The following is a 25,752-nucleotide window of genomic DNA, read 5'->3' as shown; positions in this document are numbered from 1 at the left end:
ACTAGCTTAAAAAAATCTCGCGATTTATTAAGAAAGACCACAGCGGTCGCAAAGCGAGCTGACTCGTTAAACAGTTAGCTATGAGTTACATTTATTGAAGGAATTAATAAAAAATGAAAAGAATACTAATAAACAGTAAAAATGGCGAAGAAACAAGGATTGCCACCTTAGATAACGGCAAACTAATAGATTTAGATATCGAAAGTTTTGATAGAGAACAAAAAAAAGCAAATATCTATAAAGGCTATATTTCAAGGATTGAACCAAGTTTAAATGCCATCTTTGTTAACTATGGTGAAGAAAAAAATGGTTTTTTACCATTTAAAGAAGTTTCAGAATATTATCTAAAAGATGTTCCAGATGGCGATAATATTGCACCCTTACTTTCAGAAGGACAAGAGCTGATCGTACAAATAGATAAAGAAGAGCGTGGCGATAAAGGTGCCGCGTTAACTACATTTATTACCCTGGCTGGCTCTTATATGGTATTACTACCAAATAATCCTGATGGCGGCGGTATTTCTCGTCGTGTAGAAGGTGAAGATAGAGAAAGATTAAAAAAATATCTCAAAGAATTGAATATCCCCAAAAATATGAGTGTAATTGCAAGGACAGCTTGTGTTGAATGCTCTTTTGAAGAATTAAAACATGATTTTGATACTTTAGTTGAGTTATGGGAGTCTATTTCTCAAGCTTATCATAGAATCAAAAAACCAGCACTATTACATAAAGAGAGTGACATTATTGTTAGAACAATAAGAGATCATTTAAAAGAAGACGTCAAAGAAATTATCGTTGATTCTAAAGAGTGCTTCGAAGATGTCAAAAGGCAATTAAACTTGCTAAGACAAAGTTTTGATGTAAACAAAGTCAAACTATACAACGAAGAGTTACCATTATTTGCCCAATTTGGAATTGATCAGCAAATAGAAAATGCCTACAAAAGAGAAATTCGCTTACCATCTGGCGGTTCTATAATAATAGATACCGCAGAGGCACTTGTGGCAATAGATGTAAACTCATCTCGTGCTACCAAAGCTGAAGATGTAGAAACTACAGCATTTAAAACCAACTTAGAGGCTGCAGAAGAGGTAGCTCGTCAGCTTAGAATCAGAGACTTAGGTGGTCTTGTAATAGTTGATTTTATCGATATGTCTTTCTATCCAAATAGGAAACAAGTCGAAGAAAAGCTAATGGAAGCGCTACAGCAAGATAGAGCGCGTATTCAAATGTCACGCATTTCTAAACTTGGACTTGTTGAGATATCAAGACAACGCTTAAGTTCTTCAATTAATGAAAGCGTAATGCAGAAATGCCCACGTTGTGAGGGGCATGGTTTTATCAAAACTACTCAAGCTACGGCTCTTACCATCCTGCGTAAAATTAGAGCAGAAGCTATCAAAGAAGATACTAACGAGATTCGTGTTCAAGTTCCCGTAGATATCGCTGCGTATATACTAAATGAGAAAAGAGACAGTATCGTTGAGATTGAGAGAATTTCTCAAGTTAAGGTTATGATTATCCCTAACTTTAATATGGAGTCACCAAAGTTTCAAATGCAGAGAATCTGGGGCACTAGCTATAAATCAAATCGTACTAGCTCAGAGTTAATAGAAGATGTTTATAACGTTGAAATTCCTAAGGCTGGTAAGAAAAAAGTTGCTGCTGTAGATTTAAACAAGGCTATAGAAAATCAAACTACTAGCGATACTCAAGAGCAAAAGCCACAAACTAACAACCAAGTAAATACAGCTATGCAAAATGATAAAAAACAAGCTGCTATAACTCAACACCCTAAGAAAAAAGGCTTTTTTGCTAAGCTAATTAGTATCATGTTTGCAAGTGAATCTAGCGCTGCTGAAATAGAGCTTAATAAGCAAACCCAAAAACAACAAAACAAAGGACAAAAATTTCAAAAGCAGCAACAGAATAAGCCGCAAAAAGATAATGATCAACGCAATGAGCGTAACAATAATGATAACAAAAACGAGCGTAACAAAAATAGAATCAATAAAGGGGCAAAACCTCAAAAACCACAAGAAAACAAGCCGCAAAAAGATAGTAACCAGCGTAATGATAATAACGGTAATAATGCCTTTAACAATATTAATGGTAATGATAAAAACGAACGTAATAAAAATAAGTCAAACAATGATAAATTTGATAAAAAATCAAATAACCGCAATAGCAGAAGTAATAATCTAAATCTAAATAATGCTGAAGAAGTTGTTGATATTATGCAACTTAAGTATCAAAATCAAACAGCTGTTGCAAAGACTGATAATGTAAAAAAAGTGATTTCTAAGAATCCTGAGGAGTTCATCTCTGTAATGGTTAAAGATGTCTTAGAAAACTATGATAGTCTAAAAGATGATGGTGCTACAAAGGTAGCTACTCAAGAGAAAATTAAAACAAACAAATACTTAAAATTTGATACTGTATCTGTAGATACGCAAATAGCTCTACTTGATGAAACAGCTAAATTAAATGAAACTGTTGAAGCTGAGCAAACTTCACCTGTAACAGAAGAATCTTTAAGTATTGATAAAATTGATGATGTAACAATACAACAAGCTGTAGCAGAGCAGGAAAAGCCGATAAAAGTAGCAAAAGAAACTAAACAAGCTAGTGAAACTAAGCCTAAAAAAGAAAAGCAAACTGCTGTAAAAAATAATAAAAAAGAAAAAACAATAGATAAAGAAGCTAATCAAATTCAAGCTAGACCTGAGTATATAAACTACTCGCCCGCAATTGATTTTGAAGCTCAAGCACTAATATAGAATAAGGTTTTTATAATGCTACAATATCCTCATATCGACCCAGTTGCATTGCAGTTTGGTCCTATAAAGATTCATTGGTATGGTTTGATGTACCTATTTGGTATTTTTGCTGGCTGGTATTTAATTAGGTATAGAGCAAAAGTCAAATCATGGGCCCCTATCAAGCCTGAGCAAGCAGGTGATCTAACATTTTATGTTGCCCTAGGTGTCATTCTTGGTGGTAGGATTGGTTATATCATCTTCTATAATCTACCTTATTACTTCCACAATCCATCACAAATGTTTTTCTTATGGGATGGCGGTATGTCATTCCATGGTGGATTTATTGGTGTACTTATAGCATTTGCACTGTTTGCACGCAAGATTGGTGCAAACTTCTTTGATTTAGGAGAGTTTGTTGCACCAGTTGTACCCATTGGTTTAGGTGCTGGTAGAATAGGTAACTTTATCAATGGTGAACTTTGGGGCAAAGTTACAGACTCGCCAATAGGTATGGTTTTTCCAACTGGTGGTCCACTACCAAGATATCCTTCTCAGCTATTTGAGCTTTTCTTTGAAGGAGTTGTACTATTTACTGTCCTATGGCTTGTTACTATCAAGCAAAGACCGCGTTATCTTGTGCTGGGACTTTTTATGTTTTTGTATGGTTGCGCTAGATTTACCTGTGAATTTTTTAGACAGCCAGACCCGCAGTATGGCTATATATTCTTCAACTGGATGACTATGGGGCAAATATTGTCAATACCTATGATATTACTAGGAGCTGTAATTCTAATCGCGGTATTTATCAAAACAAGGAAAAATAAATGCGAGAATATCTAAATTTTCTTAAGTATATTAAAGAAAAAGGTGTTTTAAAGGGTGATAGAACTGGCACTGGCACAACAAGTATTTTTGGCTATCAGATGCGTTTTGATCTTCAAAAAGGCTTCCCGCTAGTAACTACAAAAAAAATTCATATTCCTAGTGTTGTTCATGAGCTATTATGGTTTTTAAGTGGTAGTACAAATATCAAATATCTTAATGATAACAACGTTAGAATTTGGAATGAGTGGGCAACAGCAGATGGTGAACTTGGTCCGATTTATGGCAAACAATGGCGTGATTTTAATGGTCAGGGCATAGATCAAATTGTCGAAGTAATTGAGATGCTAAAAACAAATCCAAACTCACGTAGGATTCTAGTTTCAGCTTGGAACCCATGTGTTGTACCATCAGAAAAGCTCTCTCCACAAGAAAACGTTGCAAAAGGTAATTCAGCTCTTCCACCTTGTCATGCAATGTTCCAATTTTATGTCGCAAATAATAAACTATCATGTATGCTTACGCAAAGAAGCGCTGATGCTTTTCTTGGGGTTCCATTTAATATTGCCAGCTATTCACTACTAACGCATATGGTTGCACAGCAATGTGATTTTGATGTTGGTGAGTTTATTTGGTCAGGTGGTGATTGCCATATTTACAACAATCACATTGAGCAAGTTAATGAGCAGCTTAGTCGCAAACCTCTCGACCTGCCAACGTTAAAGATTCTAAGAAAACCAAACTCTATCTTTGATTATAAATACAAAGACTTTGAATTTGAGGACTATAACCACCACCCTACCATCAAAGCAAAAATATCTGTATAAGGATGCAAAATGAGCCAGCTATCTCTTAATAAAAAGAAAATCCCAATTCTTCTCTTAGAAGGTATCCACTCAAATGCTGTTGAATCATTCAAAGCTGCAGGATATGAAAATATCGAATTACTAAATACAGCGCTTGAAGGACAAGAACTAATAGATAAACTTAAAGATTTTAAAATCGTCGGCTTACGTTCTCGTACACAACTGACAAAACAAGTCCTAGAGCAATCTGAGCATCTTATAGCTATTGGTTGCTTTTGTATCGGCACTAACCAAGTAGATCTTAAAACTGCGCAGAACTTAGGTATACCAGTTTTTAATGCACCATTTTCAAATACGCGTAGTGTTGCTGAACTTGTCTTGGCAGAAGCTATTTTGCTAATTCGTAATGTAATCGATAAGAATGCTAAAGCCCATAGAGGAGAGTGGCTTAAATCAGCTGATAATGCTAATGAAGTAAGAGGTAAGACTTTAGGAATTATCGGCTATGGTCATATTGGAATGCAACTTGGTGTTTTAGCAGAGAATATTGGTTTAAATGTAATATTTTATGATATTGAAGAGAAACTACCTTTAGGTAATGCTTATCAAGTTGACAGCTTAGCAACACTACTACAACAATCAGATGTTGTTTCTTTACACGTACCTCAATTGTCAACTACTGCAAATATGATATCAACCAAAGAATTCGCGCTTATGAAGCAAAATGCAGTGCTTATAAATGCTTCAAGAGGTAATGTAATAGATATTGATGCTTTGGTTAATGCCCTAAAAAGCACCAAGCTAAAAGGCGCAGCAATTGATGTTTTTCCTAAAGAGCCATCAGCAAAAGGTGAAATTTTTGAAAGTCCTTTGAGAAGCCTTGATAATGTCTTTCTGACACCACATATAGGTGGTAGCACTATAGAAGCACAGGAAAATATCGCTACTGAAGTTAGTGCTAAACTAATCAAGTATTCAGACAATGGCTCAACATTAAATGCAGTAAACTTTCCTGAGTTATCTTTACCGAGTCATAGAGAAACTCATCGGATCTTACATATTCATCAAAATATCCCTGGTATCATCAATGAGCTAAATAGAATTTTAGCGTCTAAAAATATCAATGTTGAAGGTCAATATCTAAGAACATTAGAAAATATTGGTTATGTTGTTATGGATATTAAATCAAGCTCAGATCAGACCAAAGATCTTATCGACGAATTTAAAAAAGTTAAAGCTACAATAAAAGCTCGCTATTTAGTATAAATGTCTATAAGTAAAACTCTTGTTTTAAATGAAATAAAAAAACTCTTTCCATCTCATATCATTATTGGTTATAGTGGCGGTGTTGACTCAAGTGTTTTACTAAATATCAGCAAAAACTTAGATATTCCACTGATTGCAATTTATATTAATCATAATCTTCATCGTGACTCATTAAAATGGCAAATTCATTGTCAAAAAACTTGTCAAAGATATAATCTACAATTTATTAGCCACTCATTAGATAAAGCTCCTAAAGACGAAAGTTTTGAGGCTTGGGCAAGTAAACAAAGAATGGCTTTTTTTGAAAAAATAATGCAACGATACCCTAAGCCAATACTTTTACTAGGACATCACCAAAATGATCAAGCTGAGACATTCTTAATTCAAGCAATACGCGGCTCAGGATTAGCAGGTTTAGCTGGTATACCTTATTATAAAAAATTACACCATGGTAGTGTCTTACGCCCATTACTAAACTATAATAAGATTGAAATTGAAGAGTTTGCTAAACTAAATAATATCACGCATATATATGATGATAGTAATGAAGATACAAAATACCGCAGAAACCTAATTCGCAATAAAATAATCCCAATACTACAACAAGTAAATCCAAATATTAGTGAAACTCTTTCTCGTAGTGCAAGTATTTGTGCTGAAAGTAATAATATCTTACAGAAATTACTCGCAGAAAAATTACAATCAATATCTCAAAATACTACGATAATAATTAGTGAGTTAATAAAATTAGATGATGATATCCAAAAAAGCCTTCTACATCTTTGGTTTAAACAAAACACACAGCAAAGTCTTAAAAGCAAGCAAATAAAAGATTTACATCTAGCTGTCAATAATGCCTCAACAGCTTGGAAAATTGACATAAATAACAACTGTCAAATTCATATACAATATAATCAGCTTATGATAAGGTATACAGCACCTGCTACTGACGTAAGCAAAGAAGCTATCATAAGTTGGCTTATCGAAAATCTTAATAAAAAAATCGATCTAACTAAAATAGTAATTCGTGATAGAAAACCTGATGATAAGTGCAGATATCATGGTAGAAACAAAGCTAATAAACTTAAGATACTCTTTCAAGAATTGCAAATTCCTGCCACTGACAGATCAAAAGCAAAAATAATTTTAAATGATCAGCGAATAATTGCCGTGTATCCTTTTTTTGTTTGTGAGTAAGTTTTTTAATTACTTTAATTTCTTTATGACCAAAGCAACAATATACCATAGTATAATTGTCACTGCTAAGATAGCCATAATATTGGTAAATAAACCTTCGAATAATTGTGCCTGCTTGACTAGATCAAGATTACTAGGAGTACCCTGGAAAGCTGCCAAATCAGCAACCTTAGCGCCAATAAATCCAGCAACACTTCCTGTAAAAAGCATATATGATGCTGCTAAGAAGCCTGTATCTTTTTTATCTTTTACAGATGTAATCTCTGAAAGTGCAATAGGATCTATAAATAATTCTGACACACCTAAGAAAGCTAAAGCAATGATGACAAGTAAAGCTGAGGTTGTCCCATCTATACTTGCGTTTTTAGCTGCTATAAAGAATAAAACAAAACATAGTAACTGAAATATAAAACCAAACGAGAACTTTATCATTCTACCAAAATCATCATCAAGTGATTTTACTCTCCTCCAAATCCATGCAAGAATTAGACCGCCGAACAAGATGGAAAGTGAATTCATTGAAGTAAAAGCACTCGCAGGAATATCAATTCCCCATAAGTATGTATCGACATTTCTATGTATAAAAATTTCTACTGAAGTGTATAACTGCTCATCAAACACCCAAAAAACTATACCAAAAATATAAAAAGGCAATAGTGCAATTAATGATTTACGTGTAATAGCATCTGTTTTGATAAAAATGACCACAAAAGCTATTGCAGTAATACATGTAACTACTGCTAATAGATAACCATCAAAAAGATATTCTAAAGCCAAGTAACTTAGAGTCAGTATTAACAATATGCTAAAAACTACAACTAAGTTTTGTAGCTGTTGAGGTAAAGTTTTTTGTGGAAGAATATCCGGAATATATTTAGAACCTAGCATAAATACAGCTAAACCAAATATCATACCAATACCAGCAATACCAAAGCCATAATGCCAACCGTAATAATGTGCTACTAAACCACATAGCATAGGTGCAAATATACCACCAAAATTTCCGCCTAAGTATAGTAATGTGAAAGCTGAATCTTTGTTTGGGTCATCAGAATTATATTGCTGTCCTAACAAACAAGATACGTTACTTTTGAAAAAACCATAACCACAAACTATAAATGCCATACCAAGATATAACTTACTATCGCCACCAAAGCCAAGGATAATATGACCAACAGACATAAGTACTGCACCATAAATCACCGCTTTTTTATAACCTAATACTCTATCTGCAACAACTCCACCAACTATAGGTGACAGATATACCAAAGTTATATAAGCTCCTGCTATAGCATACGATGTAGTATCACCGAGCTTAAGTTGATCTACCAAATATAATATCAAAAGAGCTCTCATACCATAGAAGCTAAAATACTCCCACATATATATCGCAATAATGTACCATAAAGCTTTAGGATGTTTTTTTGATTGATAATTTTGTTGCATTGATTAACTAGTAAAATTAACGATAAATAGATTATAGATAATTAAGCATATTAGTAAAAGTTATATGTAGCTTTTTAAAACAATTTTTAATCCTAGCTATTAAATATTCTCTAATTTTATTAAAATATCAATAGTATCTAGTTATTCAAACTATGTTATAGCTAAAACAACGTAAGAGCTTGGTACATTCGCAAAATAGTCATTACTTCACTTAAAGGTAGGTTTGACTTATTAACTACTTTTCTCTTTCTGTAATAAATTGGCTTGCTTTGTAACTTATTATCATAAATAATACAAAAAGCGTCTATACGGCAAAAGGTTGAAATAAGTTAATCTATTATTGTAGTTTTTTAACAGTTTTTCACTTATTTATAACCTAAAAGTACTCTCAAAAACTTATCTTATAAGGCTTTTAAGCTCGAAATGAGGTTAGTATAGAAGTAGCTGATATTAATAATTCCAAAGGATAGAACTATGAAACTTGTAGCTAAAAAGATTTTTGTGTGTTGTACTGCTTTGTTTATGCTATTTTCACAGTCACTAGCATGTACCGCTCTGACTTTAGTCAAAAATGGCAATACCGTTTCCGGTAGAACTATGGAGTGGGGATTTAAATGGAATTGGCAAGTCATCTATATGCCTAAAGGATCAAAGCACTATCTAACTGCACCAAGTAATTTAAGTCTAACTAAGCTAAGCTATTCTTCTAAATATTCGATAATTGGCACTGGTCTTGTCAATACAAATCAAGAATTTTTAGTTGATGGACAAAATGACCAAGGTCTTAGCATTAGTGCAAACTATATGCCAGGTTTTACCGAATATCAAAAAGTAACAAATACAGACAAAAAATATGCTTTTGTGACTGAAATTAGTATATTACTCTTAAGCGAGTATGCAAATGTAGACCAAGTTAAACAAGCTTTAGAGCAGTATAAAGTCTGGTCAGATAAAAGTACTATGTTTAATGGTGTTGCACCACAGTTACACTTCCTAATTACTGATAAAAATGGCAAAGGACTAGTCGTTGAATATATTAATGGAAAAGTGAAATTATATGATGTTAACTCAAATGTCAAAGTAATGACAAATGCTCCTACTTATGATTGGCATCTTATAAACCTAAGAAACTATCTAAATCTAAATAACCAATCAATAACAAAAGTAAAAATAAGTGATGCAGTTGATACTTCAAAAGGCAAAGATACCCAAGATATAAATTCACTAGGTCAAGGTAATGGGTTCTTAGGTTTACCTGGAGACTACTCGCCACCATCAAGATTTATCAAAACAGCCATACTTGGTTATTATGCTAACAACAAGGGTGATAATAATGAAAACCTTGTCACTAAAGTTACTCACATACTTAATAATGTTGATATAGCTAAGGGAACAGTTGTTGATAATCTTGGTAATCAAACAATGTTTGACCATACTATATTTACAGTGATAAAAGATCTTAACAACAATAAACTTTATATCAAAAGCTATAATTCACCCAATAATGCTGTAGAAATTGATTTAAATACACTAGATCAGAATAATTCTAAGGGGTTTGCTATTGATATAGACAAGTTACCTTATCCAAATAATAATATAACAGCTAATCTTATCAAGTAGCTAAGCTCTGTTTTTAGCTAAGAGGCTGTCATAAACTTGCTGAATTCCTTCAGCTTCATTTTGAATCTTATATTTAGTAGTTACCAAATCATAGCCATTTTGAGCTATTTTGTCCCTTAACTGACTATCAGCAATTAGAATATCTAATTTATCAGCTAACTGCTGACTTGATTTAGGCTCAACTAAATAAGCATTTTCACTATCTGCGATAATCTCTGGCCAAGCGCCTGCTTTAGTTGCTATCACAGCACATTTTGAAGCCATTGCCTCAAGAGCAGGTAATCCAAATCCTTCTTTATGACTAGCACAAACTACAATATCTAAGGCTCTATACCAGTTGGGTATTTCGCAGCTATCAGTGATAAAACCAGTAAAAATTATGCGATTATGCAAATTAGCCTGCTTAACCTTTTGCTCTAGCTCTTTCTTAAAATCTAGGTCTCTTGGAGTTGCCTCACCAATAACTATAGCTGCCCAATCAGGATATTTCTTCAGAGTTGCTATTGCTGCTTCAATAAACTCTTGAGTCCCTTTAGATTTTCTAATTCTACCGAATATCCCTATACCATGTTTTCCAGGAATTTTTTTGTTTTGCCACTGTTGTTGTCTATTTTCAGCTGGATAAAAAATTTGTGTATTTACTCCATGAGGTACTATATATGGCTTTTTCTCTAAGTACCTTGCAGATATCTCAGATGGGCATATAACTGCTGCCATTCTATTTATATAAAATTTTGTAAGTTTCTTATGATGACGTTGTGCCACAGATGTGAAAACTAGTATTATCTTATATCTAAAAATATATTTTAATATTATGCCGATAAGCATATCTATATTTCTACGCGCATGCCAAATACGCCACTTATCACGCCAGCATTTAAATAAAAAATCTCTAAATCTGATTTTGCTAATATCTTTAGATTCTATATTAAATCCCATGCCAACAATATTTACTAATTTAGCTTGTGCTGGCATAACAGCTAACATACTTGCATTAATCCCAGAAAATCTACGCCCTAGTGATAATGCTATAACTTCAACATCTTTGATATTTTTAGTTTCCATGCTTTATCTATATTAGAAGATTTTATTACACTCATACTAAAACAAACTTATAATATTTACAAGCTAATCAAAACTTCTAGCTAAAATCACAATAATCAAACAAAATAGTTATATAAAAATTCTCCATTTTAAATGTTATAATACTTAGCATCTCACTTACTATAGTTATACTAATTATTTATGGTATCTTTTAAAAAACTTAAAAATTTGTTTAGTTACAAAAAACCGATAATCAAAGAGAATACCTTTTTACTTTGGGAACCATGTTCTCATAGTCATGCAGAAATTGTCCCAGGTTTTACAAAATATTTGCTTGATTTAGGCTACCATGTTTCAATACTTATCAATCCTAAAAGATTTGAAGAGGGTCTTTTTTGTAGATTTGACAACCAAAATATTTCTTATAATAAACTATCTAAAAAACAGATTTATAAATACTTTAAAAGAGACTCTCTTGAAAATGTCGAAGGTGTTTTGATAACAACTATTGGCAAGCTATATGATGGTAAAAATTTAAACCAAGCATATGATTTTTTTGATAAGCAAGTTAATAAACATAAACTTTTTTTCGTTGAACATGAGATTGATAGTTATATTAATAACAATTCTAACCCTCGCAAAGATATTATTACCTTAAGAAATATGGATTATAAAAATGCTATAACAGTTCCAGTTAATCCTCATTATTTTGGAAAAGTTAATTTAAGTGGTAAAAATAAGCTTACAAAATTTATTACTATTGGAGCCTTATCAGAAAAGAGAAAAAGTACCAAATTACTTATAAATGTTGCAAAACAACTTTTAGATAAAGGCATTACAAACTTTAAAATCACAGTCATTGGTAAAGGAAATATAAAAGATTTGCCGCCTCAGTTACAAAGTTTTTTTGATATCAAGGGTCGCTTAGACTTTGATCAAATGTATAATGAAATTGAGAATGCTGACTTTATTCTCTCTGCTTATGAAGATAATCCTGAGCATAGAAAATACATTACATCTAAAACTAGTGGTACTTTTCAGCTTGTCTATGGTTTTTTAAAACCAATCATTATTAGGGAAGATTTTGCGCCGATAAATGGTTTTAATTCGACTAATGCTATTTTATATTCTCAAGATTCTCAATACAGTGATGCGATGATAAAGGCCATAAATATGCCAGCCCAAGAATATAGACAAACTCAACTAAATCTAGAAAAGTATATTAATGAATTATATCTAAATTCAAAAATCAACTTACAAAAATTAATCAAGGGATATACTACCAATGAATAAAATACCTATAGTTTTTACTTTTGATAAAAATATTATTTTAGGTGGCGCAGTTACAATTAAGAGCTTGATAGATAATGCTAACTCAGATACTTGTTATGATATTTATGTGTATCATCCTAATATTAGCAAAAAGTCTATTAGTGCTTTTAACAGAATGGTGGAAAATACCAAACATACCATTTCTTTTGACGTGATAGATGAATCAATTTTTAAAGGTGTACCTATTGATACTCGTAGAGGATGGGTAATAACTTTCTATCGATTATTAATACCAAAACTTTTACCTCAATATGATAAAGTCATATACTCTGATGTAGATGTACTTTTCCAGTCAGATATGAGTGAAGTCTATAATACTGATTTAACCAACTATGAGTGGGCTGGCGTTATTGCAGAAAAGCATCACCAAAATATAATTCAACATAAATATTTTGAGGAAAATAATAATTCTTATATATACTGGCCAGGTTTTATGGTTATTAATACAAAACTAATGAGAGAAAATAATTTTATAAGTCGTTGTTTTGATACTATGCATGAGTTTAATACAAGGCTAAAGTTTCGAGACTTAGATGTTCTAAACCTAACTTGTAATAAAATTAAATCATTACCTTTTAAATATGTAACACTACAAAGTATATATTATCTAAATACTATACAAGAGGCTCCTGAATATATTTTTTTAAAAGAAATTTATTCTGATGATGAGTTGTTAGAGGCTAAAAATAATCCAGCTATAATACATTATGCTGGTAGTCCTGGTAAACCATGGAGAATGAAAAGACCATATAAAAATTATCTAGAGTATATTTCAAAAATACCTAAAGAACTTAGAAAATATACTTTTAGAGATATAAAAAAGAAATTACTTAATAAGTACTAAATAATCGATCTCGCTTAGTAATCCCTATCCTTGTTTGATCTTCAATTTTGCAAAAAATATAGCTAAAAGAGTTGAAAATAATATAACTAGAATTTGAACAGTAAAAAAGTAATCAAACAAACAGCCTATAAACATAGCTATAATTAAAACTCGAAAATAAACTTTATCATTATAATCTAATTCTCTTGCTTCAAATAACAACATTATGAAAAAAATTAATAATGAAAGTCCAGCTAGTATACCTCCTTTGAAAGTATAATTTATAAATTCATTATGAGGCATAATACCATCTTTAGTAATATGAGGATTATTCTTCAACTCGTCATTTTTATTGATTAAAAACTTTGTACATTCAGCAACATCTGAGATATTTGTAATAGGAGAACACCCTAAAAATAGTAATTTTGGATACTTGTCAAATACTCTAATAGAAGAATCATAATACATCAATCTTAATCCAGTAGATGTTAAGGCTAGCTCTTCTGCCGTTTTATTATCAAAATCTTTAGAAAAATATAATTGTGATTCTTTTATAGAATCTCTTACTCTATCATGAAAAATATTTGAAGCTCTATAAACAATCACAAATATAATACAAAGAGTAACTATAGAAACTAAGATAATAGTTAAAAATTTAGTTATATTTAGTTTTTTATCATTTAAACTATAGCGCTTTATTATGACAAAAAAATAATAAATTAATACAACAAACTCAATAATATATCCTGCTTTACTACGGTTAACAAAAAGATCTATAAATACTATTAATATTCCTACGAATATCATAACTAGTTTTAGTAGTTTACTTTCTTTACGTATTGCTTTTCCAACAATAAATACTGCAGCAAATGGAAAAGTTAATGCAACAATAGACTGTATAGTAGAGCCTCCATCAATCTCAGTATAGAAATCACTTATTATAAAATAATTTCCCATAAAGTATTTGTAGCTAAATCTGACTAATGCTATGAAAGAAATAAACACTACAATATAGACAAATATATTTAGCAGATAGTCTGGATATTTTTTATTTTTAGATAAAAAATAACTAGCTGAAAGTATGTATAACACTATTAGTAAAGGATTTGAAAAGCTAAAAAATTGATTAATAATTTGATCATTACTAAAAAATAATGCATATATCAACCCTAGGTTGATCAAAAATGCAGCAAAAAGTAAAAACTTCAGAGATATATTTTGTTTTAATATTTTTAAAACATTCTTATCAAAAAAACATAATAAGATAATCATAATGAAACTTATTGAAATAATAGCTCTAGCGAATAAAAAAATACTAATAAATACTGCTATAGCTGCTACTAAAACTATTTTAGGAAATATATCTTGTTTCATTATTAAACCTACTTTAATTTCATAACTTTATAATGTTTGTTAATAGTTACATTTTGTTTAAGTATTCTATTATATTATAAATGATTTTATAATTCTCTATAAAAGATATATCTTAGTAGGAATTGCACAGGCTAATAATAACAATAGAATATATTTTTACGATGGTAAACTAATTTCTGTTGGTATAGAATTTTTAATAATTATAAAAAACTCTGTAATTGATACATGAAATTTACTTTTCGCAGAACAATCTTCATATTATCAATATTTTTATTTTTTCTATATTTAAATATTTTTCAACCAATGAGTGGTGATGATCTACTTAGGTTCAATATGGATGTTTTATATAATCAAACAATGCTGCATCAGCTTCAATTAGACTATAATTCTCTGACAGGAAGAATTTCTGCTCAAATACTAGTTTATATATTCCTAAATAAAGGTTTCCCGTTCCTAGTTTATCTTTTTAATTTTATTAATTCTTTAATTATGACTTTTTTTATAATCATTTTATATAAAATAATTACTATTGAAAAAGGCGAAATACTTTCAAAAAAATTTATTGTATTTTTTAGTATTTTTATAATCCTTTTTGCTTTGAATAACTCAATTTCACAAATATTATATAAAACTATAGCGCTACAATATTTTTGGGGAATAGCTTTACTTAGTTACTTTTACTATAAGTGCTTTACTAAAGAGAAATTTGCTCCTCTATTAAGCTTTATAACAGGACTAATAATAGGCTTGTATAATGAAGCAATATTTTTAGTATGCTTTAGTGTCATTTTTTCTTACATAATATATCAGGTTATACAGCACCGAACAATAAATAAAAATGTTTACTTCTTTCTTATCCCTTTTATCTTAGGTGGAATAGCAATGTTTAGTGCGCCTGGCAGTTATCATATAACAGAAACACGCCTTGATGATACTCCTTTCCAACTCTTGATAAAGAATTTCTGGAAATATATTTTTATGGTTTTCACAGAATTTGAACTATCTCCTTTATTTATTTTAGCTATATTAAGTGTTATAAAATTCGAAAATAATAAATTAAAAAAAATAATGACTATTCTTTGTCTATTTTTAGTCTGGTTAACTATTTACCCAATATGCTTTCAATTTACAAGAAGAGTAGCTCTAATCTATATGTTTTTTTACTTCTCTATAATCTCATATTACATCTATAATTATCCTAGTAAAATTAATGATTTTTTGACTAAGAACTACAAAATATTTTGTTTTGCTGGTTTAGTAATAGTAGGATTATTTTTATATATTTTCGGTAAATATCATTATTATGAAATAGCAAGATTCAATAAAATGCAATATTATAGAAACATAGGACAAGAAAATATATCTCTTGAACCTATTAAATTCGCAGGAATACAATTAATTAAAGTAGAAGGTATTCATAAAGACCCTAATGAATATGCCAATACAGTATTTGCTGAGGCATATGGTTTTAAAAAAGTTACTGCATCAAAAAGCTAAGTTTTCTAAGAGTTTTGTACATATAAGCCTCGTAATAACTTAAAAATCTCTCTAAATGACTTATTTGTAGTATTTTTTTCTACTTCCTTATGATGATTTCTAATTAGTTGCCTTAACTTTTGAATATCCAAATCTGGAAATTCTTGTATCAACCTATCTAATGTATCATTGATTTTAAGTGGATCTAAAAGATTATTACGAATATTTTCTAAACGTTGAAACATTAGATTTGCTTGTTTGTCTTTATTGACAATAACATCATAAGCCTTATGAATCTCATCAAGATTATCTGCTTTACGTAGAAGTTTACCAATAAATTGTGTTTGTCTTTTAAAAGCTATTTTTTGTAAACTTTTAGCAGTGATAATATTATTTTTAAGATTATCATCAATTGGTATTTTTCCTAATTGCTCTTTACTTAATTCAGTCAAAGATCTACCAAAATCTGTTATCTCTAATGCATCTTTTTTTACAGATGTTTTACTCTTTACCGCCTTATAATGAGAATTTTCTTCTTCTCTTTCTAAACGATCTATTTCATCAAGATCAATAACTTTACCCATAGCTTTTAATTTTTAATTTGTTTCTATATATATATAATATAAGTTATAATTTTAAACGTTTAATTTATTTTATCCACCTAAAAAAACTATTAGGAGACTACTAAATATGTTTAGCTTTGAAAAAAATAGCCTAAAAAATACTGATAAAGAGATTTTTGACGCTATACAACTTGAAGTTAAAAGACAGCATGAGCATGTTGAACTTATAGCATCAGAAAACTATGCAAGTCTTGCGGTAATGGAGGCACAAGGATCACAACTTACAAACAAATATGCCGAAGGCTACCATGGTAAAAGGTATTATGGTGGTTGTGAATTTGTTGATATCGCTGAAAAACTTGCTATAGAGAGAGCACAAAAACTATTTGGCGTTGATTACGCTAATGTACAGCCACACTCAGGCTCTCAAGCAAATGCTGCTGTCTATAATGCTGTTTTAAAACCAGGTGATACTGTTCTTGGTATGGATTTAGGTGCAGGTGGGCACCTAACACATGGTAGTAAAGTTAATTTCTCTGGGAAAATTTATAACTCTATTCAATACGGTTTGGATGAAAATGGTGATATAGACTACGAGCAAGTAGCACAATTAGCTAAAGATCATAAACCGAAAATGATAATCGCAGGCTTCTCAGCATTCTCTGGCATAATTAACTGGCAAAAGTTTAGAGAAATAGCGGATTCTGTAGGGGCTGTACTTATGGCAGATATAGCCCATGTAGCAGGACTAGTAGCAGCTGGATTATACCCTAACCCATTTCCTTATGTTGATGTAGCAACAACTACTACTCATAAAACATTAAGAGGCCCTAGAGGTGGCTTAATACTTTGTAATAACAATCCAGAACTTGCAAAAAAATTCCAATCAGCTATTTTCCCTGGTATTCAAGGTGGCCCTTTGATGCATGTAATTGCTGCTAAAGCAGTTGCTTTTAAAGAAGCATTAGAACCTAGTTTCGTTGACTATCAAAAACAAGTATTAAAAAATGCTAAGGCTATGGAGAAAGTTTTAAAACAACGTGGTATTAATATAATCTCTGGTGGAACTAGTAATCATCTACTTTTACTTGATATTACAAATACCGGTTTCTCCGGTAAAGAAGCTGAAACAGCTCTAGGTAGAGCAAATATCACTGTTAATAAAAACTCTATACCTAATGATCCACGTTCTCCTTTTGTGACTAGTGGTCTAAGAATTGGAAGCCCAGCTATAACGACAAGAGGATTTAAAGAGAAAGAATGTGAATTAGTCGCTAACCTATTAGCAGATGTGGTGTTTAACTGTGGCAATGAACAAATAGAAAAACAGACAGCCACTAAGATTTTAGATCTTTGTAACAAATTCCCTGTTTACAATTAAAAAAATTCAATTCCTATAAATTTATTAATTTAATTCCTAGATTGTATTCTAAATATTTATTTTGATTCATTCAAGTCTACCTGCAACTTTCTAAATTATTGATGAGATATATTTATAAAATTGGTACCTTTAGGTATGATATGTAGCTAATATTTTAAACACCATTTTCCAATTGGCTCTATTAAATTTATTAATTTAGAAAAAATATTAATTGAGCGGATAAATTTTAAGCTTTGTACTATATGTTTAGAGCCAACCAAACCACCTTTGATACCAGCTTGGCTCTTCTGTCCCATCTGGACGAAGGTTTTTAATAAAATTATTTTTAGGATAGTTTTTCTTAAGTACACGAATATTTGCTTTAGCCTGATCATACAAACCAAGTTTATTATATGCTCTGATAGTTAAAACTAAAGCGTCCTCTGTTGATGTACTTTGTGGGTAACTTCTTATCACCTGAGAAGCTCTATCAATAGCGGCATTATAAGCGCCTCTTTTAAAATAAAAATGAGCTATATCATCATAGTGCCTTGCGATAGTATTATTTATAAATACCATTCTACGCTTAGCATCTGGAACAAAACTACCATTAGGATCTAATTGAAGGGCTTTTTCAAAATTAGTATATGCATCTTGATATCCTGTAGGGTCATGATAGTTCATGTCATATGGCGCATAAGTCTGTAATATACCTCTACCATCTTCAAAGCCTACAACACCTATCATGTAATAAACATAACCTTTATATGAACTATATGGATACATCTTAATAAACTGTTGCCCTAATGCAAGTGCCATAGTTGATTCATCATCCATATAATAAACATATATCAAATCAACCATACCCTTCTCTGCTAATGGCGTAAATGGATACTGTGCAACCAAAGACTTATACGATCTAATCGCATCAAAATACTTTTCATTCTGCATTTGCTCATGAGCCTTAGCATAAATAAAGCTAGCAGTATAGCCTGTATAGACTTGCGGTAACTCACTATCCTTCTTAGGCCCGCATGATGTCAGTAACAGCAACATAAATGTAGTTATTATTAAATATAAAAACCTTTTCATTTGATTAACTATCCTTAGAATTTTCTTATATAATTCTATGTAAAATAATATTTTCTATATAAAAATACTTATATTAAGCATATAACATGGCACATAATACACTATCTGATAGATTTCATCAAAATATTATAATGCATCCCAAAGATGCTGGAAAAAGAATTGATATTGCAATAAACGAGCAACTTGAACAGTTTTCTCGCACTCAACTACAAAAATGGCTAAAAGAAGGTTCGATCACAGTTAATGGCCAAGCTATTAAACCAAAATATATCGTTTTAGGTGATGAAGAAGTTGAGATTAATGTCGAACTGCTGTCAACTAATGAATGGGTTGCCCAAGATATTAAACTTAATGTCATTTATGAGGATGATGATATTGTTGTAATTGATAAGCCAGTTGATATGGTAGTACATCCTGGTGCTGGTAACGCCATCGGGACAGTATCAAACGCGTTACTCCATCACTATAAAAATCAGGATAAACTCCCAAGAGCTGGTATAGTTCATCGTCTTGATAAAGACACCTCAGGCTTAATGGTTGCTGCTAAAAGTAGTATCGCTTATCACAATCTTGTCCAGCAACTCGCTGAGAGGAAAGTCTCGCGTAAATATCTTGCAATAGTTGAAGGTGAAATATATGAACAAGGCACTATCAATCAACCAATTGGCAGAGATCCTAATAACCGCACAAAAATGGCTATCAACCACAAAGGTAAAGAAGCTATTACACACTATACTCCTATCGAAGTCTATGATGGCTTTACACTTATTGAATGTCAACTTGAAACAGGAAGAACTCATCAAATTAGAGTTCATATGAAAAGTATCAAGCATCCACTAGTTGGCGACCAAACATATAACAAGTCTTCAACAAAACTAGAAAAACTAGCAATAACAGGGCTAACAAGACAAGCTTTGCATGCACATAGACTCTCTTTTATCCATCCAACAACTACAAAAATGGTTAAATTTAAAAGCAAACTTCCTGAAGATATGTTAAATTTAAAAATACAGCTAGAGCAAACTGTAGATATGTTTGAGGAGTTTGAAGAAAATTATTATGACTACTATGAGCACGACTAATAAGAAATTATTGTTAAAATATTTTTTTGTCCTACTAGTATTATTTATATCAGCCGCTATTCTATCTTCAAATGAAGGTGTAAAACATAGTAACACAAATTATTTTTTAGAATCTAGAGCTTCTAGAATCATAAAAAAACCTGATTTTTCTGAAATTAAAAATTTCAAAGAAAGAAAAGATGTTTTTATAAAATATATGTTAGCAGCGATTGAGTTAGCTAATAAAGAGATATGCTTACAACAGCAACAAATCCAAAAACTTAAAAATGACTTAGGTAAAAAAGGTTTATTAAGTGCTAGACAAAATAAAAAACTTAGTTCTTATCTAGAGTACTATAAAATTAAAACAAACCATAGCATAGCTGATGATTTAGATTATCTAAGTGTAAAAGTAGGTATGATTCCGACAAGCTTTGTACTCGCTCAGGCTGCACTAGAAAGTGGCTGGGGAACTTCAAGATTTGCCAAAGACTATAATAATTATTTTGGACTACACTGTTTTTATGAAGGATGTGGTGTTAAAGCACAAGCTTCTGATATTTACCTTGAAATATTTAATAATGTCCCTGAAAGTGTTCTAGGCTATTATCATAGACTCAATACAGGGTCAAAGTTTGTAGATTTTAGAATAACTAGAGAAAAGATAATTAATCATCAATTACCGCAAAAAGCTCTACTTGACACTCTAGAGAATTATTCTGAACTTGATGGTGGTGAATATAAAGATAGAATTATCTCGGTAATTCAACATAACAACCTAAGGCAATATGATTCAATTAAATATTGCTAATAATTAAACTACAAGTTGGTATTAAAACTGTTTTTCTAGTATATTAATTATTAGGGTAATAGTTATGTAAAAAAATAAATGGAAATAAATATCGATCAAAATACTATTTATTTTGCAGGTCTGCTAACTCTCAAACAAATTAACCCCAAACTTGTTGAGAATAAAATTTCTCGCTCAAAAATTAAGGTAAAACAAATTGACGTCACAAAGATTGAAGCTTTCGATACTGCTGGAGCTTACTTCATTCTTAAAGTTCTTAAGGATCTAGAGCTTACTAGAGAGGATTTAATTTTTGATAATGAGAAAGATAAGAAGCTTATTGAGCTTGTTGCAAATAACTTTCCAACCAAAATTGATAAGAGCTACTCACACAAATCTAATATAGTCTTTACCAGTATTTATACACTTGGTAAAAATACTAATAATCTTCTTCTAGAGGTCAAAACAAGCATTGGCTTTTTAGGAGCTATTTTTTTAGGTTATCTAATCCTTATTCGTAAACCATACAAGTCTTTCTTTTCAATAGTGCTAAATATTGCTTATGACTCGACGATTAAAGCTTTAAGTATAATAATATTACTATCATTAATTATTGGACTTGTTTTAACATACTTGCCGCTTAACTTAATGATGCAGTACGGTACGCAAATATTTGTTGTAGATATGTTAGGCATATCTTCATTTAGAGAGTTTGCACCACTATTTACTGCAATTATCATTGCTGGTAGAAGTGGTTCAGCATTTACTTCAGAAATTGGTATTATGAAAGTCAATGAGGAAATAGATGCTTTACAAACTATTGGTGAAGACCCAATACAGCGCCTAGTTCTACCAAGGATAACTGCTTTGATAATCAGCTTACCAGTACTAACTGTAATTGCTATGATTGCTAATATTACTGGTGGCATTATTATTGCAGATATAATTGCAGGAATCACACCTTTACAATTTATTGAAAGACTATTTTCAAATGTAAACGTTAACCATTTTTATATTGGCCTACTTAAAACACCTTTTTTTGCTTTAGTTATAGCTGGAATAGGTTGTCACCAGGGCTTAGCAGTTAGAAGAGATTCGCAAAGTGTTGGTAAAGCAACAACTACTAGTGTAGTTTACTCGATCTTTTTAATAATTGTTGTTGATGCTATTTTTGCAGTAGCATTAAATGGAGTTGCTTAGGGAGAGGTCAGATTATGAGTGGGAGTTTAATTCAAGTAAGAGACCTAAGTACAAAGTTTGATAAAGAATGGATTCATAAAGATCTAAACCTTGATATACCTTTTGAGAGAATAAGTTGTATCATCGGTGCTAGTGGTTGTGGCAAAACCACGTTAATGCGTGAAATCCTTATGTTACAACCAATTTATTCTGGTAAAATCTTCTTGCTTGGACAAGAGATATCAAAACTAGCTGATAACCCAGTCAAGCGTAAAGAAATATCAAGTAAAATGAGTATGATGTTTCAACATTGTGCGCTTTTTTCTTCTTTAACCAACTTACAAAATGTCATCTTTCCTCTTAAGCAACATACGAAACTGCCTGTAGATATACTTACTGACATAGCGATTATAAAATTAAAAATGGTTGGACTTAAAGAAGAAGCATTTAATAAGCACCCTTCTGAGATAAGTGGCGGTATGCTAAAGAGAGTAGCTTTAGCAAGAACAATAGCATTAGATCCTAAAGTTGTTTTTTTAGATGAGCCTAATGCTGGCTTAGATCCATATTCTGCCAGAGCTATGGATGACCTTATTTTATATCTAAAAGAAGAGCTTAAAATGTCGGTAGTAATGATTACCCATGATCTTAGTACCATTTGGCATATTGTTGACGATATAATATACATGGATGAAAAGAGAATAATGCTTCATGATACAGTTGAGTTTGTATCACAGCAAACACAGTATGAAAGTATAAGAAAATTTTTTGACTCACATAAAGATGGTAAGTATTAGGAGCTTATAATGAACGAAAATAGTATAAAAAATCTAATCGCGGGATTATTCGTGGTTTTTATGGTATTTGTAATGATATTTATAGGCTTCTTCTTATCTGGAGGTTTTAAAGACCAAGGTACTATTACATTTGTGACAAATTTTAAAAGTATCTCAGGACTTAATGTTGGTTCAGATGTATCTTACAAAGGCTTTAGTATTGGTAAAGTATCTAATATATCTATAAATAAAAACAATCCTAAACTTGTAAGTGTTTATATGAAAATAAATAGTCAAATACCGATATATAAACAAACCGTAGCAACACTACAAAGTATGGGGATCACAGGTCAATCAAAAGTTGAGCTTTCTTTAGATATCAATGAAAAAAATACCAGCTTAGATCTACTACCTATCAAAAAAGGACAAATTCCTATGATTAAATCAAAACCTTCACAGCTTGAAAGCATTTTGAATAAAGTTAGTGCAATAGCTAGTTCGCTTGAGGAGATTTCTGACAAATTTAACAAAATGATGTCTCCTGAAAATTTAGAGAGATTTAATGAGTTTACTGATAGTGTCAACATACTTTTATACAACCTAAGTAACTCATCAATTTACTTTAATAAAACCCTGATGAATTTAAATGAAACAATGACTGAAAGTCAAGAAACTATCACAAGGCTTAACAATGTTATTAGAATATTAGAATATGATCCTTCAACTATTGTCAGAGGCATAAACCATGAGGAATAAAACCATGAAAAAATATTTATTATTAAGTATATTTTTTTTACCTTTGCAATCATTTGCTTTTTCATTTTTTGGTTCCCCAGTAAAAGTACCAGAACAAAAAGAATATGTTATCTACAGTAAACAAATAGAATCAAAACCATTACCAGACACTGAAAATGCTATTATCAGCACAACCTTACTAGTGTATAACATCCAAACTCAAGCATCTATATCAACACAGATGTTTTATCTTAAAGGAAATCAACTCTATACATTTAAAAATAGCTCATGGGCGATGCCAGTATCAAAAATGCTTACAGTAGCGGCATTTGAATACATTTTAGATCATAATATAGTTAATAATCTTGCTTTCCAAGATATTAATATTCGGCAAGATTTTACTCTGTCAGGAACAACTACTTATGGGCCAATATTAGATTTAGATAATAAACAGTTTTACTTCTACATAACCTTTTACCTAAAAAATGAAAAGACAGGTTTTACAAAAATAACAACGATCAAATATCATCAAAATGTTGCTGATGATAAATTAAATGCAAACACATATGCTGAGATGACTAATACTGCTTTGACAAATATATTCTCGCAATTAAAGCCTTGGCTCATTGAAAATCTAAAAATCCAAAAACATAGAAATAAAGAAATTCAAGCCAAAAATGCAAATACTCATAATTTTCTCAAGCCGTTATTAGCTAAGCAATAAAGCTAGCTGCTAAACCTATCAGTCCACCAAATACCCCGCCCCATACGACTAACCAGCCTAGGTGCTCACGGATAATTCTTTGAATTATTTCTTTAACCATTTGTGGGGTTAGCTCACCTAAACGACTATCTATAAGTCTCTCAATCTTTTCTGCAGCTTTTTGAGAAATACTATTTGTATTGACATCTATTGACGACAATAGTTCCATTACCTTTGAATCTAATTTTTTGTTAAAAGGCTCTCTTAACCCTTCTAAAGCGCCTCTACCACCAAGAAACATTTCAATCATTGAGCCATACTTACTACTCATAAGCATATCAATAAAACTATCAAAGATTTTATTATAATCAATTTTAGCTGCAAGATTATCAGCTAAGTACCTTTTGATATCATCACCATTAAGAAACTTATTTAAGTTCTGCTCTGAAAAAAATTGCTCCATAATCATTTTCTTTATTGCTCTCTTAAAGCTCTCAAATTTGTTAGGAATAATTCCAGAACCATACAAAAATGGAATTTTTTCAAATAGCATATATATTGCTATCCAGTTAGTTAATGCTCCTGATAAAGCATAAAAACCAATATTTTTGATATGTTCTTCAGCAAAATACCAGCCAATTATTGCTAGTATTGCAGCAACCAAGTTAGTGACTAAACTTTTATTAAAAATACCCATAAATTTTTCCTACTTTTTAAATAATTAAGAATTTATAATAAGAGACAAGTATTTTAACAAATTTTAGCTTTATGAGAACTATTCGAGGTTTTTTTGCTGATATTTCGACAAATTCTAGAAAATTAAATATTTCAGGAGAATATTATAATTATTTCAAGAATGTATTGCGATTAAAAAAATCAGATGTCATTGAATTATTCAATAACTGTGATGGTTTAGAATATAAGTCTGAAATTGTCGATATCAATAACAATAATATAATTCTTGAAGTAATCGATAATAAACAGATCAATAATGAAAACAACTATATCACAAATATTTATCAAGCTATTATTAAAAATGAAAATTTTGAACTTGTAATCCAAAAGTCTACGGAACTAGGTGTAAATAATATATATCCTGTTATTACTGAATTCACGAACCATAAGTTTGATAAAAAAAGCTTTGATAAAAAGTTAGAACGCTGGCATAAAATTGCCATAGCAGCCAGTGAGCAATGTGGGCGTGTTTTTATCCCTAAAATTCATACTCCTATCGATATTAATGACATACAAACCTCTCAAAATGATTTCAATCTAATTTTGTGCCCTTATGCTAAAACAAAAGAGGATTTTGAGCAACGAGTTAAATCCAATTCAAATTTTAATATTTTCATTGGTCCTGAAGGTGGCTTTAGTGATAAAGAGATAGTTAAATTTCATAACAACAATTTTTATACAATTAATTTAGGCAAAAGAATTCTCAAAGCTGAAACTGCTCCAATAAACATATTATCAATTATAAACTTTCTCAAATAGCCAAGTTATTTTAGTAAATAATTATTGCAAA

General features: G+C 30.9%; 23 protein-coding genes. 17 read left to right on the top strand and 6 right to left on the bottom strand.

The features are described 5' to 3' along the window. The first annotated feature begins 113 nt into the window (after positions 1-113). The 5 genes from CGC45_RS02915 to tilS are packed head-to-tail and all read left to right on the top strand — an operon-like array spanning position 114 to position 6,853. Positions 114-2,780 (top strand): Rne/Rng family ribonuclease, encoded by a 2,667-nt coding sequence (locus CGC45_RS02915; protein ID WP_071628883.1) that lies wholly within the window; start codon positions 114-116, stop codon positions 2,778-2,780. A 15-nt stretch (positions 2,781-2,795) separates the two neighbouring features. Beyond that, positions 2,796-3,602, top strand: coding sequence for a prolipoprotein diacylglyceryl transferase (gene lgt / locus CGC45_RS02910; RefSeq protein WP_071628882.1), 807 nt, complete (start codon positions 2,796-2,798; stop codon positions 3,600-3,602). Then, entirely contained in the window at positions 3,587-4,411 is an 825-nt protein-coding gene (locus tag CGC45_RS02905; RefSeq protein WP_071628881.1) for a thymidylate synthase, read from the top strand. Before lgt ends, CGC45_RS02905 begins: the two co-directional genes overlap by 16 nt. Before the next feature lie 9 nt (positions 4,412-4,420). Continuing rightward, a complete protein-coding gene (gene serA / locus CGC45_RS02900; protein WP_071628880.1) occupies positions 4,421-5,656 on the top strand; it encodes a phosphoglycerate dehydrogenase in 1,236 nt (411 codons plus the stop codon). After that, complete coding sequence (gene tilS, locus CGC45_RS02895) at positions 5,657-6,853, top strand: tRNA lysidine(34) synthetase TilS (protein ID WP_071628879.1); 1,197 nt, start codon at positions 5,657-5,659, stop codon at positions 6,851-6,853. It begins immediately after the preceding gene. A 9-nt stretch (positions 6,854-6,862) separates the two neighbouring features. Here tilS and CGC45_RS02890 read toward each other — a convergent pair whose 3' ends face one another. Beyond that, positions 6,863-8,299, bottom strand: a complete 1,437-nt coding sequence (locus tag CGC45_RS02890; protein WP_071628878.1) for a peptide MFS transporter — start codon at positions 8,297-8,299, stop codon at positions 6,863-6,865. 474 nt (positions 8,300-8,773) lie between these two features. Here CGC45_RS02890 and CGC45_RS02885 point away from each other — a divergent pair, with 474 nt between their 5' ends. Continuing rightward, positions 8,774-9,919 carry a choloylglycine hydrolase family protein gene (locus CGC45_RS02885; protein WP_071628877.1) on the top strand — a complete coding sequence of 382 codons (1,146 nt, stop codon included), beginning with the start codon at positions 8,774-8,776 and terminating at the stop codon, positions 9,917-9,919. On the opposite strand, the gene CGC45_RS02880 is transcribed toward CGC45_RS02885, so the two are convergent. Then, positions 9,920-10,984: a glycosyltransferase family 4 protein gene (locus CGC45_RS02880; RefSeq protein ID WP_071628876.1), complete on the bottom strand. Its 1,065-nt coding sequence runs from the start codon at positions 10,982-10,984 to the stop codon at positions 9,920-9,922. Between the two features lie 180 nt (positions 10,985-11,164). Here CGC45_RS02880 and CGC45_RS02875 point away from each other — a divergent pair, with 180 nt between their 5' ends. Together CGC45_RS02875 and CGC45_RS02870 are read left to right on the top strand one after the other, a co-directional pair. Further along, positions 11,165-12,256: a glycosyltransferase family protein gene (locus tag CGC45_RS02875; RefSeq protein WP_071628875.1), complete on the top strand. Its 1,092-nt coding sequence runs from the start codon at positions 11,165-11,167 to the stop codon at positions 12,254-12,256. Continuing rightward, a complete protein-coding gene (locus tag CGC45_RS02870) occupies positions 12,249-13,139 on the top strand; it encodes a glycosyltransferase family 8 protein (protein WP_071628874.1) in 891 nt (296 codons plus the stop codon). Before CGC45_RS02875 ends, CGC45_RS02870 begins: the two co-directional genes overlap by 8 nt. A gap of 24 nt (positions 13,140-13,163) precedes the next feature. Here the strand turns inward: CGC45_RS02870 and CGC45_RS02865 are convergent, their stop codons facing one another. After that, complete coding sequence (locus tag CGC45_RS02865) at positions 13,164-14,492, bottom strand: O-antigen ligase family protein (RefSeq protein WP_071628873.1); 1,329 nt, start codon at positions 14,490-14,492, stop codon at positions 13,164-13,166. 225 nt (positions 14,493-14,717) lie between these two features. Here CGC45_RS02865 and CGC45_RS02860 point away from each other — a divergent pair, with 225 nt between their 5' ends. Next, complete coding sequence (locus tag CGC45_RS02860; protein ID WP_071628872.1) at positions 14,718-15,989, top strand: DUF6056 family protein; 1,272 nt, start codon at positions 14,718-14,720, stop codon at positions 15,987-15,989. A gap of 5 nt (positions 15,990-15,994) precedes the next feature. Here the strand turns inward: CGC45_RS02860 and yjgA are convergent, their stop codons facing one another. Beyond that, positions 15,995-16,552 carry a ribosome biogenesis factor YjgA gene (gene yjgA / locus CGC45_RS02855; protein WP_071628871.1) on the bottom strand — a complete coding sequence of 186 codons (558 nt, stop codon included), beginning with the start codon at positions 16,550-16,552 and terminating at the stop codon, positions 15,995-15,997. A gap of 106 nt (positions 16,553-16,658) precedes the next feature. On the opposite strand from yjgA, the gene glyA reads away from it, so the two are divergent. After that, positions 16,659-17,912: a serine hydroxymethyltransferase gene (gene glyA / locus CGC45_RS02850; RefSeq protein ID WP_071628870.1), complete on the top strand. Its 1,254-nt coding sequence runs from the start codon at positions 16,659-16,661 to the stop codon at positions 17,910-17,912. A 246-nt stretch (positions 17,913-18,158) separates the two neighbouring features. Here the strand turns inward: glyA and CGC45_RS02845 are convergent, their stop codons facing one another. Continuing rightward, a complete protein-coding gene (locus CGC45_RS02845) occupies positions 18,159-18,983 on the bottom strand; it encodes an outer membrane protein assembly factor BamD (protein WP_071628869.1) in 825 nt (274 codons plus the stop codon). Between the two features lie 86 nt (positions 18,984-19,069). Between CGC45_RS02845 and CGC45_RS02840 the strand changes: the two genes are divergently transcribed. The 6 genes from CGC45_RS02840 (at position 19,070) to CGC45_RS02815 (ending at position 24,248) form a co-directional block, all read left to right on the top strand. After that, positions 19,070-20,065, top strand: a complete 996-nt coding sequence (locus CGC45_RS02840) for an RluA family pseudouridine synthase (RefSeq protein ID WP_071628868.1) — start codon at positions 19,070-19,072, stop codon at positions 20,063-20,065. Then, positions 20,043-20,855: a glucosaminidase domain-containing protein gene (locus tag CGC45_RS02835; RefSeq protein WP_071628867.1), complete on the top strand. Its 813-nt coding sequence runs from the start codon at positions 20,043-20,045 to the stop codon at positions 20,853-20,855. The genes CGC45_RS02840 and CGC45_RS02835 overlap by 23 nt, the downstream gene beginning before the upstream one ends. A gap of 78 nt (positions 20,856-20,933) precedes the next feature. Beyond that, complete coding sequence (locus tag CGC45_RS02830; protein ID WP_071628866.1) at positions 20,934-22,034, top strand: MlaE family ABC transporter permease; 1,101 nt, start codon at positions 20,934-20,936, stop codon at positions 22,032-22,034. A gap of 14 nt (positions 22,035-22,048) precedes the next feature. Next, a complete protein-coding gene (locus CGC45_RS02825; RefSeq protein WP_071628865.1) occupies positions 22,049-22,810 on the top strand; it encodes an ABC transporter ATP-binding protein in 762 nt (253 codons plus the stop codon). A 9-nt stretch (positions 22,811-22,819) separates the two neighbouring features. Further along, complete coding sequence (locus CGC45_RS02820; protein WP_071628864.1) at positions 22,820-23,545, top strand: MlaD family protein; 726 nt, start codon at positions 22,820-22,822, stop codon at positions 23,543-23,545. Positions 23,546-23,549: 4 nt separating this feature from the next. Continuing rightward, on the top strand, positions 23,550-24,248 hold the full coding sequence (locus CGC45_RS02815; protein ID WP_071628863.1) for a hypothetical protein: 699 nt from the start codon (positions 23,550-23,552) through the stop codon (positions 24,246-24,248). Here CGC45_RS02815 and CGC45_RS02810 read toward each other — a convergent pair. Further along, positions 24,238-24,924: a DUF445 family protein gene (locus CGC45_RS02810; RefSeq protein WP_071628862.1), complete on the bottom strand. Its 687-nt coding sequence runs from the start codon at positions 24,922-24,924 to the stop codon at positions 24,238-24,240. The genes CGC45_RS02815 and CGC45_RS02810 overlap by 11 nt on opposite strands. 71 nt (positions 24,925-24,995) lie before the next feature. Between CGC45_RS02810 and CGC45_RS02805 the strand changes: the two genes are divergently transcribed. Then, positions 24,996-25,721, top strand: coding sequence for a 16S rRNA (uracil(1498)-N(3))-methyltransferase (locus CGC45_RS02805; RefSeq protein WP_071628861.1), 726 nt, complete (start codon positions 24,996-24,998; stop codon positions 25,719-25,721). Positions 25,722-25,752: the final 31 nt, after the last annotated feature.

The organism is Francisella opportunistica (assembly GCF_003347135.1).
Lineage (GTDB): Bacteria > Pseudomonadota > Gammaproteobacteria > Francisellales > Francisellaceae > Francisella > Francisella opportunistica.
The sequence above is the reverse complement of the archived record's forward strand: the minus strand, read 5'-3'. Positions and strand labels throughout refer to the sequence as shown.